Origin of the sequence: Streptomyces griseobrunneus, assembly GCF_046713465.1 — a bacterium.
Taxonomy (GTDB): Bacteria; Actinomycetota; Actinomycetes; order Streptomycetales; family Streptomycetaceae; genus Streptomyces; species Streptomyces microflavus.
Map to the genome: position 1 here is coordinate 1,898,437 of NZ_CP177080.1, position 15,490 is coordinate 1,913,926.

Sequence of the window (15,490 nt, forward strand, 5' to 3'; positions counted from 1 at the left end):
CCACTGGACGCTGGGGGCCGCTGGACGCTGGACGTCCGGTGGTCCCCGGCGGCGTTCGGAGGCCTCCGGCGGTTGCCTACGCCGAAGCGCACGGCGGACATGCGTCGGGGTGGACATGCATCAGGGTGGACACCTCCCGCGCGTGTCCACCCTGATGTGCTGCTTCTGCCTTGCGGCCTGGCCGGCTTGCTGCCTGGCCGGATCGGCTAGAGGAAGTTCGCCGCCGCCCGCTTGTCACCGCTGCGGTAGGCCGCCTCCGCCTCGCGCACCGCGCGAGAGATCTGGGAGAGGTTCTCCCGAATGCCGGTCGCCTCGGTGTCCCACCGCTGCTGGGCATCGCGGTAGGCCGTCTTGGCTTCGCCCTCCCACAGTTCGGAGACCGAGGCGATCATGGACTTGATCGCCTTCAGGTCCTGGTCGAGCTGCTTGGCCTGACGGTCGATCGACGCGGCCGCGAGGTCGAGGCTGGCATAAGTGACGACCGTCGTACCGTCGTTGTTGGCCATGTGGTCCTCCTTCAGTCGAGTTGCGGAATACCGCTCAGAAGTTGTTCAGGTTCGAGGTGCGGGCCGTGGCCGCGGCGTCGCCGGAGTAACCACCGACGACATCCACGCCCATGAGGGCCGCCTTGATCTCGTCCTCGGTGTTGCCCGAGATGGTACGAGCGGCCTTGATGGCTTCCTGGAAGCGGAGCAGCTCGTTGCCGATGCTGACCATCCGCTTGTTGACCTCTGCCTGCTTGCTGTTGAACTCGCCGGCCCCGATGCCCTTCCAGGCACCTTCCAAGCTGTCGATCGTTGCGTGCAGCTGCTGGAGCTGACCCTTCACCGAGTCGAACCTCTCGGTGAGGGCGTTCTCGAGCTTGATTAGCGCAGCAGCTGAGACCTTCTGGTCTGCCGACATGGCTTTCCTTTCCTTCCAGTTGATTCTGTGAGCCGGCATGGATCGCCGGCCGGTACATGTGAGGAACCTGCGGTCAGGCCGATCCGCGTCTGCGGACGACGGCGAAGACCACTCCCCCGAGGACGGCGACGACTGCGATGCCGCCGAGGATCAGACTCACCGGGGCGCCGTCGTCCGACGCCGCCTTGCCGTCACCCGCGGCGACGGCCTCGTCGGCCTTCTCGTTCTGGGTGGGCTGTTGGGACGCGGAGGCGGAGGGGGCGGGCGAGGCCGGGGAGCCGTTGGTCCGCTCCTCGGTGAGCGGGCTGATGTCCGGGTCTCCGGGGTCGCCCTTGCCCTTGAGGATGTTCATCGCGGGGCGGATGAGGCCGTGGCCGAGGTACTTGCTGAGAGTGCCCTTCTCCCAGTCCCTTCCGGCCGTGTCGAAGAGGACGTTGAGAACCTGGTTCGCGGTCCAGTCGGGGTTGGCGGACCAGACGAGGGCGGCGGAGGCGGAGGCGATGGCGGTGGCGGAGCTGGTTCCGCTACCGCCATCGCAATACCGCTGGAATGAGTTATCACACCACTGCGGAATCTCTTGCCCGGGAGCAGCGATATCCACCGTATTCCCGTTCTGCGAGTACTCCGCCACCTTCCCGTTCCGATCCGCCGACGCGACGCCCACTACTTGAGGATATGCGGCCGGGTACTCCTCCTCATTGCGCCCAGCGCCATCGTTGCCTACCGCAGCGAAGAAGAGTTTGCCTTTGCTTTCGGCGTACTTGACTGCCTCGCGCTCACCCCTCGTGGAGTACAGACTCCCGAAGGACATGCTGATGATCTTTGCTTCACTGTCGGCAGCAGCCCGAATGGCATCTTCGAAGTCGCGAGCATTGACAGAGTGCTTCTTCTGAAACTCTGTGTCGGTGACGCGCATTGGGATGATCTTCGACCCTGGAGCAAGCCCCTTGAGCCCGCCACCGGCTCCTGTACCGGCAATCAGCTCGGCCATATTCGTGCCGTGGCCATCGTAGTCGTCATTCTCATCCCCAGCGGCCCCTGTGGCATCGAACCCTTTGAGGACCTGCCCTTTCAGAGAGGGGGTGTTCGGGTTGACACCCGTATCAATGACAGCAACTTTGATGCCTTTACCGGTCGAGATCTTCCACATTTCCTCAGCCTGCATCGCGCTGAGGTACCACTGCTTGGACTGCACGTCCGCAGCTGCGGCAGGCTGTGCCACACCGGCAAAGACCAAGCTCCACGAAGCTGCCACAGCCAGTGCACCGAGTACACGCTTCTGGGGCTGGCCCATTCCTGCTGTCATCCCGACTTCCGAACCTTCCCTGGGGCTGCTACTCGACCACCGGCGGCACGGCTCCGCGACGCCGGGCCTCCCATGTTTCTTCGTCTTCCGTCAGGTAGTCCGGACGAGTCGACCCGGTGTTCTCCTCGTCCTTCCGTCCGGATTTGCGTCGCCCGGCGGGGCCACGGACGAGACCTGCGCCACCGGACGTAAAGCCCTTCGAACCGGACCCCGACGTCCCTCGGGGAGCGCCGACCACCCCATTGGCACCCGAAACGGGAGCGCCACGCTGTCCGGAGCGGGGGATGCTGCCGTTCGCGCCGGGTCCGCCGACCACGGTTCCGCGCGGCACTCCACGAGCTCCGGCAGTCCCGGCCGGCCCAGACGCAGCCCTCTGCGGAGTTCCGCCCACGATCCCGTTGCCCTGTCCCGTACGAGAGCTGCCCGGTGCGGATGTGCCACCGTGGGCAGCCATGGGACGGCCGCCCGTCACACCGGACTGACCGGCGGTGGGCAGCTGCGTACCGCTACCCGAGCGCCCACCGGCCATCGGACTCGGGCGGCCGATGGGGGCGCCAGTAGCGCCCCGAGCTGTGCCACTCGAGCCTGCGGGGGATGCTTTACCCAGGCCTCCGCCGGCCTGGTTCACGGAGCGGGGCGCCCCTGATGGCCCCGTGGCCCGCGAGGAACTTGCCGACACAGGATTTCCGAAACCGGTCACCATGGGTGGTGTTGGCGTGCCCCCTTGTCCTGCCCCGCTGGCCACCACCGGGGAAGGCAAATTACTGGTTGGCGTGGTGGGAGCGGTAGGCGCCGCGACGCTGTTGATCTCCGTGGACGTGGTGCTGTCCAGCACGGGTGCGGGGCGCAAAGTCTCGACTGTCGCTCGACTGCCGGAGGGAGCCGAAGTGTCGAGCTCTCCCATGGCCGCACGCACTGGGGGACCTGAAAGTGCGGAACTGCCCGAACTATCCGATCCTGCGGACGAGCCGTCGGGGCGGCCGCTTTCACGCTTACCTTGTGGCTTGGGCATGTCGATCCCAAGCTCTTGGTCGAACCGCGGCGGTTCCTGCCCCGCCAGCACCTCCTCCGACACCGCGTAGTACGACGCCAGCCGGTTGATCTGGTTGATCGCCTCCTGGCGGTTCTTCTCCACCGTGAGGGCAGCCGCGTACTCCGGGTTCGTTTCAGTGCGGGCGGGGAACAGGATGTCGTCCACATCCTTTTGGATCATCCGGCTGTCGCGCGGCGGCATGGAGCTGCGCACCGATGCCAGGCCGGTGCCCGCCACCGTGATCTGCGTGCCCGCCGCGTCCGCGAAGTCGCCGAGCTTCGTGGCGTGGGTGACCAGGCCCTTGCCCCATTTACGGAATGATTCGCCGGACTCGCCCTGCCAGTCGACCCCGTCGATGTGGTCGCCCAGTTCCTTCGCCGCGCTCCGGATGGCGTCCCTGGCCTTCCAGAGCGCCTCGCCCGCGTTCTCCAGGTCCGCCGGGTTGGAGTTCTCCACCAGGTCGATGATGGCGTTGAGCTCGTGTCCCTCGAACGAGGTACGGCCTGCTCTGCTGACGCTGCCGGGCATGAAGAGGCTCAGGACCTCTTTCCCCAGCTCCGTCGCGTCGGTGACGACGAGCTGGGTCTTGACGCGTCCTTCGTCCTGCTTCTGCTGTTCGGCAGGGGTCAGTTCCGGCTGCTTCTCGTCGCTCACTTCGCTCCCCACCCAGATTCGAACCCGTCGTCGTCGCTGCGCTGCTTCTCCTTGACGGCTGCCGCGCGCTCCCGGTCCATCCGTGTCTGGATCTCGTGGAAGCGCCGCCTCGTGTCGTCGTCCACGTTGTCGAAGCCGACCGCCGCCGCGTGCACGCCCAGGCTCAGGTACTCGATCTGGTCGCCCAGCGACTTGGAGAGCGAGACCAGGGACTCATGAACGCGGTTGTACTGGGTGTAGAGCCCGTCCGCCTCGGCGAACCGGGCGTTCGGGCCGCTCAGGGAGGCGCGCGACACCGACTGTGCCGCCACCTTCGACCTGCCCGCCGCCGAGCCCGCGAGGTCCGTGAGCAGGGCGTCCACCCGCTTCTTGAATGTCTCCAGCGCACCTACTCCGCGCCTGAGATCGCCTGTACCGCCACCACCGCCTGGACCGGTCACAATGCCGTCCTCCCCGTTGTGCATCCCCGTTTGCTCGGATCGTTCCGCGTTGCTATCGCACTGATGCGATCCGAGCCCATCTCATCCGTCAACTCTAGTCATTGCGTGGCGCCGGGCCAATTGGGTTGGCGGCCACGTGACTTGTCTCATGTGCCGGCCGACGCTTCCATCCGTCAGCCACCGCCCGTCAGCCGTCTCGCGCGGCGTCGCATGTCCCGTACCGCCACTGCCGCACCGGCGATCGCGGCCACCAGGACGCCGCCTCCCACGACGACGTACGTCGCGAGGCGGGCGTTGCGTTCGTCGGCCGTTTCGCCCAGGTGGAGTTGGGCCGGGGTCGGGGCTTCGCCTTTGCTCATGCCCTCGCGGGCGACCGGGCGGTCGATCGGCTTGTCGTCCTCGGTCAGGGCGCGTACCGGGTCGACGACGCCCCAGCCCACATGGCGGTCGTGACCTGCCACCGAGCGCTCCGCCGTCTGCTGGATCTGGGCCACGATCTGCCGCTGCGTCCAGTCGGGGTGCTTGGCCTTGATCAGCGCGGCGACTCCGGCGACGTAGGGGGCGGAGAAGCTGGTGCCGTTGTCGGCGCAGTGGCCGCCGCCGGGGACGGTGGAGATCATGTCCACGCCGGGGGCGGCGATGCCGACGAACCCGCCGCCCTGGGAGAAGTACGCGCGTTCGTTGTTCCGGTCGGAGGAGGCGACGGCGAGGACGCCTTCGTACGAAGCGGGGTAGGTCGGCTTCACGTTGCCGCCCATGCCGTCGTTGCCCGCCGAGGCGACGACCACGATCTCCTTGGCCAGGGCGTGGTCCACCGCCTGCTTCAGGAGCGGTGTGGGCTCAAGGGCGTCGGCGGTGTCCTGGGAGATGTTGATGATGTCGGCCTTCGCCGTGTCGGCGGCGTAGCGGATGGCCTGGGCCAGGGTCTCCGCCGTTCCGTTGCCGTCGGCGTCGTTCTGCTGGATCGGGATGATCGTCGCGTCGGGGGCGAGGCCGGTGAAGCCGGTGCCCTTCGCCTCGCGGGCGGCGATGATGCCGGCGACCTTGGTGCCGTGGCCCACCGTGTCCGTGGTGCCGTTCTCCTTGCCGCGTTCGAGCTTCCCGCCGTTGGCGTCCTTGAGGTCCTTCCGCATCAGGTTGCGGCCCGCCTTGACGTCCACGGCGGCGGCGAGTTGGGGGTTCTTCACATCGACGCCGGTGTCGACGACGGCCACCCGTACGCCCTTGCCGGTGGACTGCTTCCACAGCTCGTCCATCAGGACACGCTGCAACGACCAGGGTCGGCCCGGGTACTTCTTCGACGGGAACGTGCACTGGGTCGCGTCGTCCGCGGCGGCCGGCGGGATCGGGAGGGCGACCAGCAGGACTCCGGTGGCGGCCGCCGCGGTCAGGAGACGCCTGGGCGGCGACATCGTGGGGCGCGTCATGTCCCTGCCGCTCCTCACGAGCCCTGCGGCTGGCTCGCGGCGCCGGTGGAGAGCCGGGGGCCCGTCGGCAGGAAGGTGGACCAGGCGGCCGGGACCGGCGTGGGGTCGACGTCCTTGTAGCCGAGCAGGTTCTGGGCCTGCTGCGCCTCCTGCTGGCGCGCCTCCCGCTCCTTCTTCGAGCCGGACGCGCCGATGCCGGATTCGTCCTGCCCGCTGTCGCTGTTGGACTGCATCGCGTAGCGCAGCCCGGTGTCGGTGACCAGGAAGAGGAAGCCCACGTCGGTCTTCGAGCCCTGGAACTGGCGGAAGAACTCGCCGGATCCGGGGGTGACGTAGGCGCTGGAGGAGCCTGTGGGGAGCGTCGCCGGGAAGCTCCTACCCACCCAGGTGGAGAGGGTGGTGGCGCCGTTGTCGGCGTCGACGTCGCGCAGGACGTTGCACACGGTGTTCCGGCTTCCCTTCGTGACGTTCGGGGAGTTGACGGGCTTCGGCTCGTGGACGGGCCAGTCCAGCTCCGCGCCGAAAGCCCGGCCCGGCGAGAACGCGGAGGCGCCCACCGGCTTCTCCCGGCCGGCCTGGCCGAGCTTGTCCAGGTCCCGGCTGCTGAGCAGGAGCTTGGCGATGAAGTCCGAGACGGGGGCGACCCTGCCGGGGAGGACGACGTACTGCTGGGTCCTGGTTCCGGCGGTGGCGGCCAGGACCATGCCGACCCTGTTCGCGTCGGTGTCCAGGGTGCCCGGCACGTTGGCGGGGTCGCCCGGATTTCCGTCCAGGGCCGGGAAGGTGATCCGGTCCCCCTTGTGCAGGGTCGCCAGCCAGGCGGTGGAGACCCGCTGCGGCTCGGAGTTCTGGTCGACCAGGGTGCGCAGCAGCAGTTCGTCGTCGGGCACGGGGTACGCCTTGCCCGTGGCGTCCACGAGATAGCGGGTCCGGTCGGGCCCTTCGACGTACATCATCTCGCCGCCGCGCAGCCTCGACTTGTCGTCGGTCTTCTTCTCCTCGCGCTCGGCGAGGACGAAGGCCGCTTTCTGGATGGCCCTCCCGCCCTCACCGGGCCGTTCGCAGACGGCCCATCGCTTGGCGGCTCCGGCGTCCTTGGGGTCGGGCAGCCGGTCGGGGGCGTAGGGGATGCCGAGCGTCGCGCCGTGCGGGATCGTGCCGTTGTCCAGGACAGATTCGTCGACGTTGACGACCTTGCCCTTGTCCTGGGCGAGCAGGAGCTTGGCCGAGGACATGTTCAGGACGGGGTGGAGCTGCTTCTTGCCGCCGGTCTCCAGCACCACGTAACGGGTGGTGGACTTGCTGGCGATGATGACGTTCTCGTGGGGGTTGTCCCACCCCTTGGGGGCCACCGGCTTGAACATGCCCCAGGCGCCGAAGACGGCGAGGACGACGACACCGATGATCGCTCCCGGTACGACCGCGCGCAGGGGGCGCGGTGCGCCTTCCTCGGAGCCGCTCGGGTTGGGTTGCAGGAACTGTGCGATCAACCTCCGCTTCGCAAAGGTGTAGGCGTTGAGTTCGTCCCGCCGTGATGCCATGTTCCGCTGCCCCTTCTCCCCAGTGGTCGACCAGGGTGCCACACGCACCGTCGGCCCCTGGTGTCGCACCGGCCCCCTACTATGCCCGCAGGGGCTCGGCCCCCACTGCTCAGGTAGGGTGACCACCCGGTCAACACCCGTGCAAAAAACGGTGAATACGGACACGAGGGGGCAACGCGGCAATGGGTGCAGCTACGCGAGAGCGTACCGGGCGGTCCGGCCGCAGAACCCCCGGGCCTTCCCGTCGGCAACGCAGCAACGAGCCGGCCGCCACCGCCCCCGCCACCACGACGAACGCCACCGCGGCCGGCGCTCCCGCGGCCACGACGTTGCGCGCGACCGCGCGGACCGGCCGCGTGCGGCCTCTGCTGCGGCAGCTGGTGATCGTCGAGGCGGCGCTCGCGGTGGCCGTGGTGGGTGCGGCGCTCGGCGGTGCGTGGCTGGTGCCCGCCGGGGTGCTGGTCGTCCTGCTGGTGCTGCTCGCGGTGGTACGCCGCCGGGGCCGCGCGCTCCAGGACTGGCTGTCGGGCGCCCTCACGCTCAGGGCCCGGCGCCGGACGGCGACGGCGACGGCCGCCGACGTGGAGCCGATGCTGGCCCCGGTCGCGGAGAACGTGCCCGGCTTCGGCCCCCACATCCATGTCGACCGGAACCACCGCACGGTGGGCATGGTCGGCGACGGCACCTTCCTGACCGCGGCGGTGCGGGTGGAGGCGAGCGGTGAGGCGCTGCGGCCCGCGTTCGGCGCGCGCTCGCTCCCGCTGTCGCTGCTGGGCGACGCCCTCCACGTCGACGACATCGTGCTGGAGTCGGCGCAGTTGGTGCAGCAGGTACGCGCCGCTCCCGCCCCGCATCTGCCGCAGCAGTCGGTGGCCCGTCTCTCGTACGGGCCGCTCCAGGACAAGACCGGGGCGCCCGCGCTGCGTATGACCTGGGTCGCGGTGAAGCTGGATCCGGAGCTGTGCCGGGAGGCCATCGAGGCGCGGGGCGGCGGGGTCGAGGGAGCCCAGCGCTGCCTGGTGCGGGTCGCGGACCATGTGGCGAGCCGGATCACGGGGGCCGGGTTCCGGGCCGTGGTGCTGGACCAGGACGAGCTGAACGCGGCCGTCGCCACGTCCGCCTGCGCCAACCCCCTGCTGTCGGGCCGGGCCGGGCGCCCGGACACCGCACCGCAGCGGCGCACGATGGAGACCTCGCGGGTCTGGCGGTGCGACGACCGCTGGCACACCACGTACGCCGTGGACCGCTGGCCCGAGTTGGGCCGGGGTGCGACGCCGCTCCCTCAGCTGGTCGCGCTGCTGACGTCGGTCCCCGCGTACGCCACGACCTTCAGCCTCACCGTGCGGCGCGGGGAGCGGCAGGGCGAGACTAGCGTGAGCGGCCATGTCCGGGTGACCGGCGGGTCCGACACCGAACTGGTCGGTGTACGAAGGACGTTGGAGCAGGCCGCCCGGCACGCCAAGGTGGGTCTGGCGCGGCTGGACCGCGAACAGCTGCCGGGTGTGCTGGCGACGCTCCCGCTGGGAGGAGCCCAGTGAGGAGCGGATCGAGGAGAGGCGGAGCAGCGGTGGCGGGCGGCGTGACGGAGCGGATCGGGGCCAGGCGCGGACTGCTCGGCCCCCGCCACGCGGGCCACACCGTGCTCACCGGCCATCTGGGTGCCCTGTCGCTCCCGGTCGGCGACGACGGCGTGATCATCGGCGACGACGCGGAGGGGCGCCCGCAGCTGATCGGGTTCCACCGGCCCGTCCCGTACGACGTCACGCTGATCGGTGGCCTGTGGACGGCGCAGGTGCTGGCGCTGCGCGCCGCCGGAACGGGTGCCCGGGTGGCGGTCGAGACCGGGCGGGTCCAGGCCTGGACGACGCTGGCGCAGGCGGCGGGCGCCGGGCTGGAGTGCGTCTCCCTGTACGACGTGGGGCGCGTCCCGCCGACCGGTGCGACGGTCGGCAGCCCCGTGGTGGTGATCCGCGACTGCGGTATGCGGCCGCCGCGCGGCCGGGTGATCTCCTCCCCCTGGCAGTCCGTGCTGACACTGCTGCCCTATCTGAGCCCCGTGGCACCCCGGTTGATGCGCTCCTCGGCGCTCGTGGGCATCCAGCGGGTCTCGCCCGACGAGGCGGAGCAGATCGGCCGGATCCTGGGGCTCGCACGGGCCGAGAGCGAGGCGCTGCCGACGCTGGCCGACGGCGTGACGCTGTGGGTGGCGGGCCGGGACCACCACTGGGTGATGACGAGTGCGACGGACGCGGAGACCGGACTGCTGGGCACAGCTCGCCGGATGGACTGATTCCTCTCCCGTTCGCACCACATGTGCCCCTCCCACCAGGGAGCATGGGCCAGTCAACGACACACAGTTCGACAGTTCGATCGGAAGGGACGCCGGCATGGGCACCCAGCAGGAAAAGGACGAGCTCTACGCTCTGGACATCTCGGGCGTGGAGTGGCTGAGCGCACCCGGCACCGAGGACGTCGAGGAGCGGGTCGAGATCGCGCATCTGCCCGGGGGCGCGGTCGCGATGCGCTCCTCCCTGGACCCGGACACCGTCCTGCGGTACACCGAGGCGGAGTGGCGGGCGTTCGTCCTGGGTGCCCGCGACGGTGAGTTCGACCTCAAGTAGGCGTCGTATGCGGTACGAGGGTGGTTGCCCGACCGGGCAACCACCCTTCGCCGTGTCCGTACATGACCTGAATTGACCGCCTCTCTCTTCCCCTTCTGCCGTACTCGTTCCGCCGGTGAGCGGCAGGTGGCCCGGGGGGTGTTCTTTGCCGTGCGATACGGCCTGCCGGAGTTCGCCCGATGGCGATTAGGGTGGGTGGGGCGCGGCAGAAGAAACCTGCGAGCGGGTTGTGCGCGTCGCAAGGGGGAGAGCCGGGCGTACCGGGCCAATGAGACCGGTCGCCCCCACCCACCACGGCACAAGGGTGCTCGACCACACCAGGAGGCATAGTGAACAGCGATCGGGACGAGACCCGCGGCGGATGGAACACGCCCGTCGACGAGTCGTCCGACGCGGATCCCGCCGAGATGACGGGTGAGTTCACCATCGACTACACCCCTCCCGCCTGGTACACGCAGAACGCGGCGGGGGACTCGTCGGGCGGAGCCGGCTCCCACCTGGCGCCGCCTCCGCCGCCGCACGGGGCACCGGTGTCCGTGCCCGGGCAGCCGCCCCAGGGCGGCTTCGACCCCAACTGGGCCCCCGCTCCTCCGGCCCCGCCCGCGAACACACCAGCGCCCGCGCCCGTCGAGCCTGCCGTGGCGGAGACGGCGGCTCCGGCTGCCGCTCCGGTCGGGCCTGTCGTTCCGGGGGCGACGAACCCTTCGGTCGCCTCCGGCGAGGGGGCCGGTGACCCGGGTCCGTTCGGCGGTGGCGATGTGGAGAGCGGCGCCACGATGCGGTTCTCCCCGGCCGCCCTCAAGCGGGAGATCGCCGAGCACGAGGCAGCGGCGAACGCTTCCGGTACGGAGGCGGGTTCGGCCTCCTCCCGTACGGAGACGAGCTCCACGGCAGCCGACGGTGCGGACGCGGGTTCCGTCACCGCCGACCCCGGCCCCGGCCCCGGCCCCGACGCGGAAACCGGCACCGGCGCATCGTCCGATGCGGATGCCCCGAAGCTCGCGGAGTCCGCCGACGCCCCGGACCCGGCCGACACGGACGACGTGCCCGCACCGGACGACAGCGCGGACAATGCCACGGACGGCGACCGCGCCCCCGATTCCGACTCCGGCACGGGCATCGGCACCGCGGCAGGTGCCCAGGCCGACGGCGTCCCGCAGGACGCCGCTGCCCAGGACGCCCCGCCCGCCGCCCTGCCCGGACCGCAGGCCTCCGCCGCGCCGGTGCCCTGGTCCGCGCCCGCCGAGGGCGGCGCGCTCCCCCCGCTGCCGCCCGCCTTCCAGCCGGCCGCCCCGCAGCCCACCGCCCCCCAGCCCGCAGCGCAGTGGCCCGCCCCCGTGCCAGCCAACGAGGCCCCCGGCGGTTACGGCTTCCCGCACGCGGCCCAGCCGCCGCAGGCCCCTCAGCAGCCCCACGCGCCGCAGCAGCCCCAGCAGTTCCCCGGCCAGGGCGGCCAGGGCGGCCAGGGAGCACCCCTGCCGCCCCAGGCCCCCCAGGGCGCGGGCGGCTACGGCTTCCCGCAGCAACACCAGCAGCAGCTGCCCCCGCAGGGCGCGCAAGGCGGCTACGGCTTCCCACAGGCCCAACCGCCCCAGGCACCCAACGCACCCCAGCAGCACCAGCAGCACCAGCAGCACCAGCAGCCGACCCCGTTCCCGGCGCAGCCGACCCCCAACCTGCCCGCGCCCATCGCCCCGACCGCCCCGCAGCAGCCGGAGCCGTACCAGCAGCAGGGCCGGCCCCAGCCGCCCCACCTCCCGGCCCAGCAGCAGCCGGGCCAGCAGGGCCAGCCGGGCGCACACGGCCAGCAGCCCCACCCCGGTCACCAGCCCCACCCCGGCCAGCAGAACCAGGGCCAGCCGGGGCAGCCCGTCGACCCCCGCGCCGGCGGCGCCTGGCCCACCCCGGTCACGCACGACCAGCGCGAGCGTTCCGTACCGGGTGCGCCCCTCGGCTACACGGCGGCCGTCGAGCTCTCCTCCGACCGGCTCGTGAGGGGCAAGCAGAAGGCGAAGAGCAGCCGGAATCCGTCCGCCGCCTCCCGGTTCAAGCTGGGCGGGAAGAAGGAGGAGGCCGAGCGGCTGCGCAAGCTGGAGCTGATCCGTACACCGGTCCTCTCCTGCTACCGGATCGCCGTCATCAGCCTCAAGGGCGGGGTCGGCAAGACCACCACGACGACCGCGCTGGGCTCGACCCTGGCCACCGAGCGGCAGGACAAGATCCTCGCCATCGACGCCAACCCTGACGCGGGCACGCTCGGCCGACGGGTGCGGCGCGAGACCGGGGCCACCATCCGCGACCTGGTCCAGGCGATCCCGTACCTCAACTCGTACATGGACATCCGGCGGTTCACCTCGCAGGCGCCCTCCGGCCTGGAGATCATCGCCAACGACGTGGACCCCGCGGTCTCCACGGCGTTCAACGACGAGGACTACCGGCGCGCGATCGACGTGCTCGGCAAGCAGTACCCGATCATCCTCACCGACTCGGGCACCGGCCTCCTCTACAGCGCCATGCGCGGCGTGCTGGACCTGGCCGACCAGCTGATCATCATCTCCACGCCCTCGGTCGACGGCGCCTCCAGCGCCTCCACCACGCTGGACTGGCTCTCGGCGCACGGGTACGCGGATCTGGTGCAGCGTTCGCTCACCGTAATCTCCGGGGTCCGCGAGACCGGCAAGATGATCAAGGTCGACGACATCGTGCAGCACTTCGAGACGCGCTGCCGGGGTGTCGTGGTCGTCCCGTTCGACGAGCACCTGGCGGCGGGCGCCGAGGTCGACCTCGACATGATGCGGCCCAAGACCCGCGAGGCGTACTTCCACCTCTCGGCCCTCGTCGCGGAGGACTTCGCGCGCGCCCAGCAGCAGCAGGGGCTGTGGACCGGGGACGGCCAGAACCCGCCCCCGCAGTACGCCCCGCCGATGCCGGGCCAGCAGGGCTACCCGGCCCCGGGTCAGCAGATTCCCGGTCAGCCGGCCCAGGGCCAGCCCTACCCGGGACAGCAGCAGCCCTACCCGCCGCAGCAGCCGGGCCCCGGTGGTCAGCAGCCGTACGCACCGCAGCAGCCCGCCTCCGGCCGGCCCTACCAGCAGCAGCCGCAACCCGGTCAGCCAGGTCACCAAGGTCAGCCGGGACACCAGGGCCAGGGTCAGCCGGGCCAGGGTCAGCAGCCCTACCCCGGGCAGCAGCCCCAGCCGCCGTACGGGGGATATCAGGCAGCCGGACAGCCGGGCGCTCCGCAGCCCCCGCAGCAGCCCTACCCCCCGCAGCCCGGCCCGCAGAACGGGTGGCAGCAGCCGCTCCCCCCGCAGGACCGGCCGGGTGGACCGCACGCCCAGACGGGTGGACCGGCCCCGGCCGCCCCGCCGCAGGGTCAGCCGGGTGGTCAGGACAACCCCGCAGGCCGGCCCGATCTGCAGGGTCCGGTGGATCCGGCGGGGTGGCAGCAGACGCCTCCGCAGCCGCCGCAGGCTCCTCACCAGTAAGGCGTTAGAGGTCTAAACCAATGAGGGCCCGTACCGCTCGCGCGGTGCGGGCCCTTTTGGCTGTTTTCGCAGCCCACACGCGGTTTGACGGACCGTTGACGAGCCTCGCGACCGCTGATAAACCTTCGCTTCACCAGCTGGCGAACCAGAGATCAACCCGCCTTCTCAAGCGAGTGATGACGCGAGGTCCCCGTCCATGGTCACAAGAGTTTCCTCCCGCACCCCCCGGCCCGGCAGGCGCATGCGCACCCTGCTGGCCTCGGGCGCGGCCGCCCTGGCGCTCACCGCCGGGTCCGTCGTCCCGGGAAACCCGATCGCGCCCGCGCCCTCCGAGGCCCGCGCCGACGACGGAAAGACGACGCTCACGGTCGCCGTGGCGCAGAGTGTCGACTCGCTGAGCCCGTTCCTCGCCCAGCGGCTGCTGAGCACGAGCATCCACCGGCTCATGTACGACTACCTGACCAACTACGACGCCAAGGACAACAAGGCGATCCCGGGGCTCGCCACCGCGTGGGAGCCGTCCGCCGACAAACTGACGTGGACGTACACGATCCGGCCGGACTCGAAGTGGTCCGACGGGCAGCAGGCCACCGCCGAGGACGCGGCCTGGACGTTCAACAAGATGATGACCGACGAGGGCGCGGCCACCTCCAACGGGAGCTTCGTCGGCAACTTCGAGAAGGTGACCGCTCCCAGCAAGGACAAGCTGGTCATCGAGCTCAAGGAGCCGCAGGCCACGATGGCCGCGCTCGATGTGCCGATCGTGCCACGGCACGTCTGGGAGAAGGTCGGTGACTTCTCCAAGTTCAACAACGACAAGGACTTCCCCGTCGTGGGGAACGGCCCGTTCATCCTGACGGACTACAAGGTCGACAGCTTCGTGAAGCTCAAGGCCAACAAGGACTTCTGGCGCGGGTCGCCCAAGTTCGACGAGCTGGTCTTCCGCTACTACAAGGACCAGGACGCGGCCGTCGCCGCCCTGCGCAAGGGCGAGGTGTCCTTCGTCGCGGGCAGCCCCAGCCTGACCCCGGCCCAGTCCGCCTCGCTGGAGAGCGCCTCGGACATCAAGGTGAACGACGCCCCGGGCCGGCGCTTCTTCGCGCTCGCCGTCAACCCCGGAGCCCGTACCAAGGACGGGAAGAAGTTCGGCGACGGCCACCCGGCGCTGCTGGACCAGAAGGTACGGCACGCGCTGTTCATGGCGGTCGACCGCAAGACGATCATCGACAAGGTCTTCCAGGGCCACGCCGTCGAGGGCGAGGGGTACATCCCGCCGCGCTTCTCCGACTACTTCTGGAAGCCGTCGGACGGTCAGAAGCTCTCCTACGACCCCGTGAAGGCCGCCGCCCTGCTGGACGAGGCCGGGTACGAGAAGAACGGCGCGGGCAAGCGCGTCGGCAAGGACGGCAAGCCGCTCGACTTCCGTATCCTCTGCCACGCCACCGACCCCAACGACAAGGCGATCGGCAAGTACCTCCAGGAGTGGTGGGGCGAGCAGGGCATCGGACTGAAGGTCGACTGCCTCGACAACGTCTCCGACCCCTGGTACGCCGGTGAGTACGACCTCGCCTTCGACGGCTGGTCCGTCAACCCGGACCCCGACTTCGTCCTGTCGATCCACACCTGTGCCGCGCTGCCGTCCAAGGCGAAGGAGTCGGCCGCGACCGACAACTTCATCTGCGACAAGCAGTACGACGAGCTCTACAAGAAGCAACTGGCGGAGTACGACCCCGCCAAGCGGGCGGATCTTGTCCGGCAACTGGAGTCGCGGCTGTACGACACCGGGTACATGAACGTCATGGCGTACCCGAATGCCGTCGAGGCCTACCGCACCGACCACATCAAGTCCATCACCACCATGCCGTCGGCCGCGGGCAACATCTACGGCCAGGACGGTTACTGGAGCTGGTGGTCGGCCGTGCCGGCCGCTGGGGCCTCCTCGTCCGGTTCCTCGGACTCCGGTGGCTCCTCCACCGGAGTGCTCGTCGGGGTCGGGATCGCCGTCGTCGTCCTCGCCGGTGGCGGACTGCTGTTCGCCATGCGTCGCCGCTCCACCGCGGAAGACCGTGAATAGTCC

Annotated in this window: 12 protein-coding genes; 5 read left to right on the forward strand and 7 right to left on the reverse strand. The window is 70.3% G+C overall.

The genetic code is table 11. The features are described 5' to 3' along the window. Positions 1-206: 206 nt before the first annotated feature. The 7 genes from ACK8N7_RS08220 to eccB form a co-directional block, all read right to left on the reverse strand. Complete coding sequence (locus ACK8N7_RS08220; protein ID WP_031124545.1) at positions 207-506, reverse strand: WXG100 family type VII secretion target; 300 nt, start codon at positions 504-506, stop codon at positions 207-209. 34 nt (positions 507-540) lie between these two features. Then, the gene (locus ACK8N7_RS08225; protein WP_403215248.1) at positions 541-903 is read right to left on the reverse strand and encodes a WXG100 family type VII secretion target; all 363 of its coding nucleotides are present in this window, start codon (positions 901-903) and stop codon (positions 541-543) included. 73 nt (positions 904-976) lie between these two features. Then, positions 977-2,209 (reverse strand): S8 family serine peptidase, encoded by a 1,233-nt coding sequence (locus tag ACK8N7_RS08230; protein WP_500441700.1) that lies wholly within the window; start codon positions 2,207-2,209, stop codon positions 977-979. Positions 2,210-2,237: 28 nt separating this feature from the next. Continuing rightward, complete coding sequence (locus tag ACK8N7_RS08235; RefSeq protein WP_500441702.1) at positions 2,238-3,896, reverse strand: hypothetical protein; 1,659 nt, start codon at positions 3,894-3,896, stop codon at positions 2,238-2,240. Continuing rightward, entirely contained in the window at positions 3,893-4,360 is a 468-nt protein-coding gene (locus ACK8N7_RS08240; protein WP_500441704.1) for a DUF2563 family protein, read from the reverse strand. The genes ACK8N7_RS08235 and ACK8N7_RS08240 overlap by 4 nt, the downstream gene beginning before the upstream one ends. 149 nt (positions 4,361-4,509) lie before the next feature. After that, entirely contained in the window at positions 4,510-5,763 is a 1,254-nt protein-coding gene (mycP, locus tag ACK8N7_RS08245) for a type VII secretion-associated serine protease mycosin (RefSeq protein WP_500441705.1), read from the reverse strand. A gap of 14 nt (positions 5,764-5,777) precedes the next feature. Beyond that, positions 5,778-7,304 carry a type VII secretion protein EccB gene (gene eccB / locus ACK8N7_RS08250; RefSeq protein WP_500441706.1) on the reverse strand — a complete coding sequence of 509 codons (1,527 nt, stop codon included), beginning with the start codon at positions 7,302-7,304 and terminating at the stop codon, positions 5,778-5,780. 182 nt (positions 7,305-7,486) lie between these two features. Between eccB and eccE the strand changes: the two genes are divergently transcribed. The 5 genes from eccE to ACK8N7_RS08275 all read left to right on the forward strand — a co-directional run bounded on the left by eccE (position 7,487) and on the right by ACK8N7_RS08275 (position 15,487). Continuing rightward, positions 7,487-8,842 (forward strand): type VII secretion protein EccE, encoded by a 1,356-nt coding sequence (gene eccE / locus ACK8N7_RS08255; protein WP_500441708.1) that lies wholly within the window; start codon positions 7,487-7,489, stop codon positions 8,840-8,842. A gap of 41 nt (positions 8,843-8,883) precedes the next feature. Further along, positions 8,884-9,594 (forward strand): hypothetical protein, encoded by a 711-nt coding sequence (locus tag ACK8N7_RS08260; protein ID WP_031124539.1) that lies wholly within the window; start codon positions 8,884-8,886, stop codon positions 9,592-9,594. A gap of 97 nt (positions 9,595-9,691) precedes the next feature. Further along, positions 9,692-9,925 carry a DUF397 domain-containing protein gene (locus tag ACK8N7_RS08265; RefSeq protein WP_015611831.1) on the forward strand — a complete coding sequence of 78 codons (234 nt, stop codon included), beginning with the start codon at positions 9,692-9,694 and terminating at the stop codon, positions 9,923-9,925. Between the two features lie 329 nt (positions 9,926-10,254). After that, entirely contained in the window at positions 10,255-13,413 is a 3,159-nt protein-coding gene (locus ACK8N7_RS08270) for an SCO5717 family growth-regulating ATPase (protein ID WP_500441710.1), read from the forward strand. A 196-nt stretch (positions 13,414-13,609) separates the two neighbouring features. Then, on the forward strand, positions 13,610-15,487 hold the full coding sequence (locus tag ACK8N7_RS08275) for an ABC transporter substrate-binding protein (protein ID WP_500441711.1): 1,878 nt from the start codon (positions 13,610-13,612) through the stop codon (positions 15,485-15,487). Positions 15,488-15,490: the final 3 nt, after the last annotated feature.

Excerpts from the sequence above, each read along its gene's own strand:
- ACK8N7_RS08220 (WP_031124545.1), bottom strand. The coding sequence starts at position 506 with ATGGCCAACAACGACGGTACGACGGTCGTCACTTATGCCAGCCTCGAC.
- ACK8N7_RS08225 (WP_403215248.1), bottom strand. The coding sequence starts at position 903 with ATGTCGGCAGACCAGAAGGTCTCAGCTGCTGCGCTAATCAAGCTCGAG.
- ACK8N7_RS08230 (WP_500441700.1), bottom strand. The coding sequence starts at position 2,209 with ATGACAGCAGGAATGGGCCAGCCCCAGAAGCGTGTACTCGGTGCACTG.
- ACK8N7_RS08240 (WP_500441704.1), bottom strand. The coding sequence starts at position 4,360 with ATGCACAACGGGGAGGACGGCATTGTGACCGGTCCAGGCGGTGGTGGC.
- mycP (WP_500441705.1), bottom strand. The coding sequence starts at position 5,763 with ATGACGCGCCCCACGATGTCGCCGCCCAGGCGTCTCCTGACCGCGGCG.
- eccB (WP_500441706.1), bottom strand. The coding sequence starts at position 7,304 with ATGGCATCACGGCGGGACGAACTCAACGCCTACACCTTTGCGAAGCGG.
- eccE (WP_500441708.1), top strand. The coding sequence starts at position 7,487 with ATGGGTGCAGCTACGCGAGAGCGTACCGGGCGGTCCGGCCGCAGAACC.
- ACK8N7_RS08265 (WP_015611831.1), top strand. The coding sequence starts at position 9,692 with ATGGGCACCCAGCAGGAAAAGGACGAGCTCTACGCTCTGGACATCTCG.
- ACK8N7_RS08275 (WP_500441711.1), top strand. The coding sequence starts at position 13,610 with ATGGTCACAAGAGTTTCCTCCCGCACCCCCCGGCCCGGCAGGCGCATG.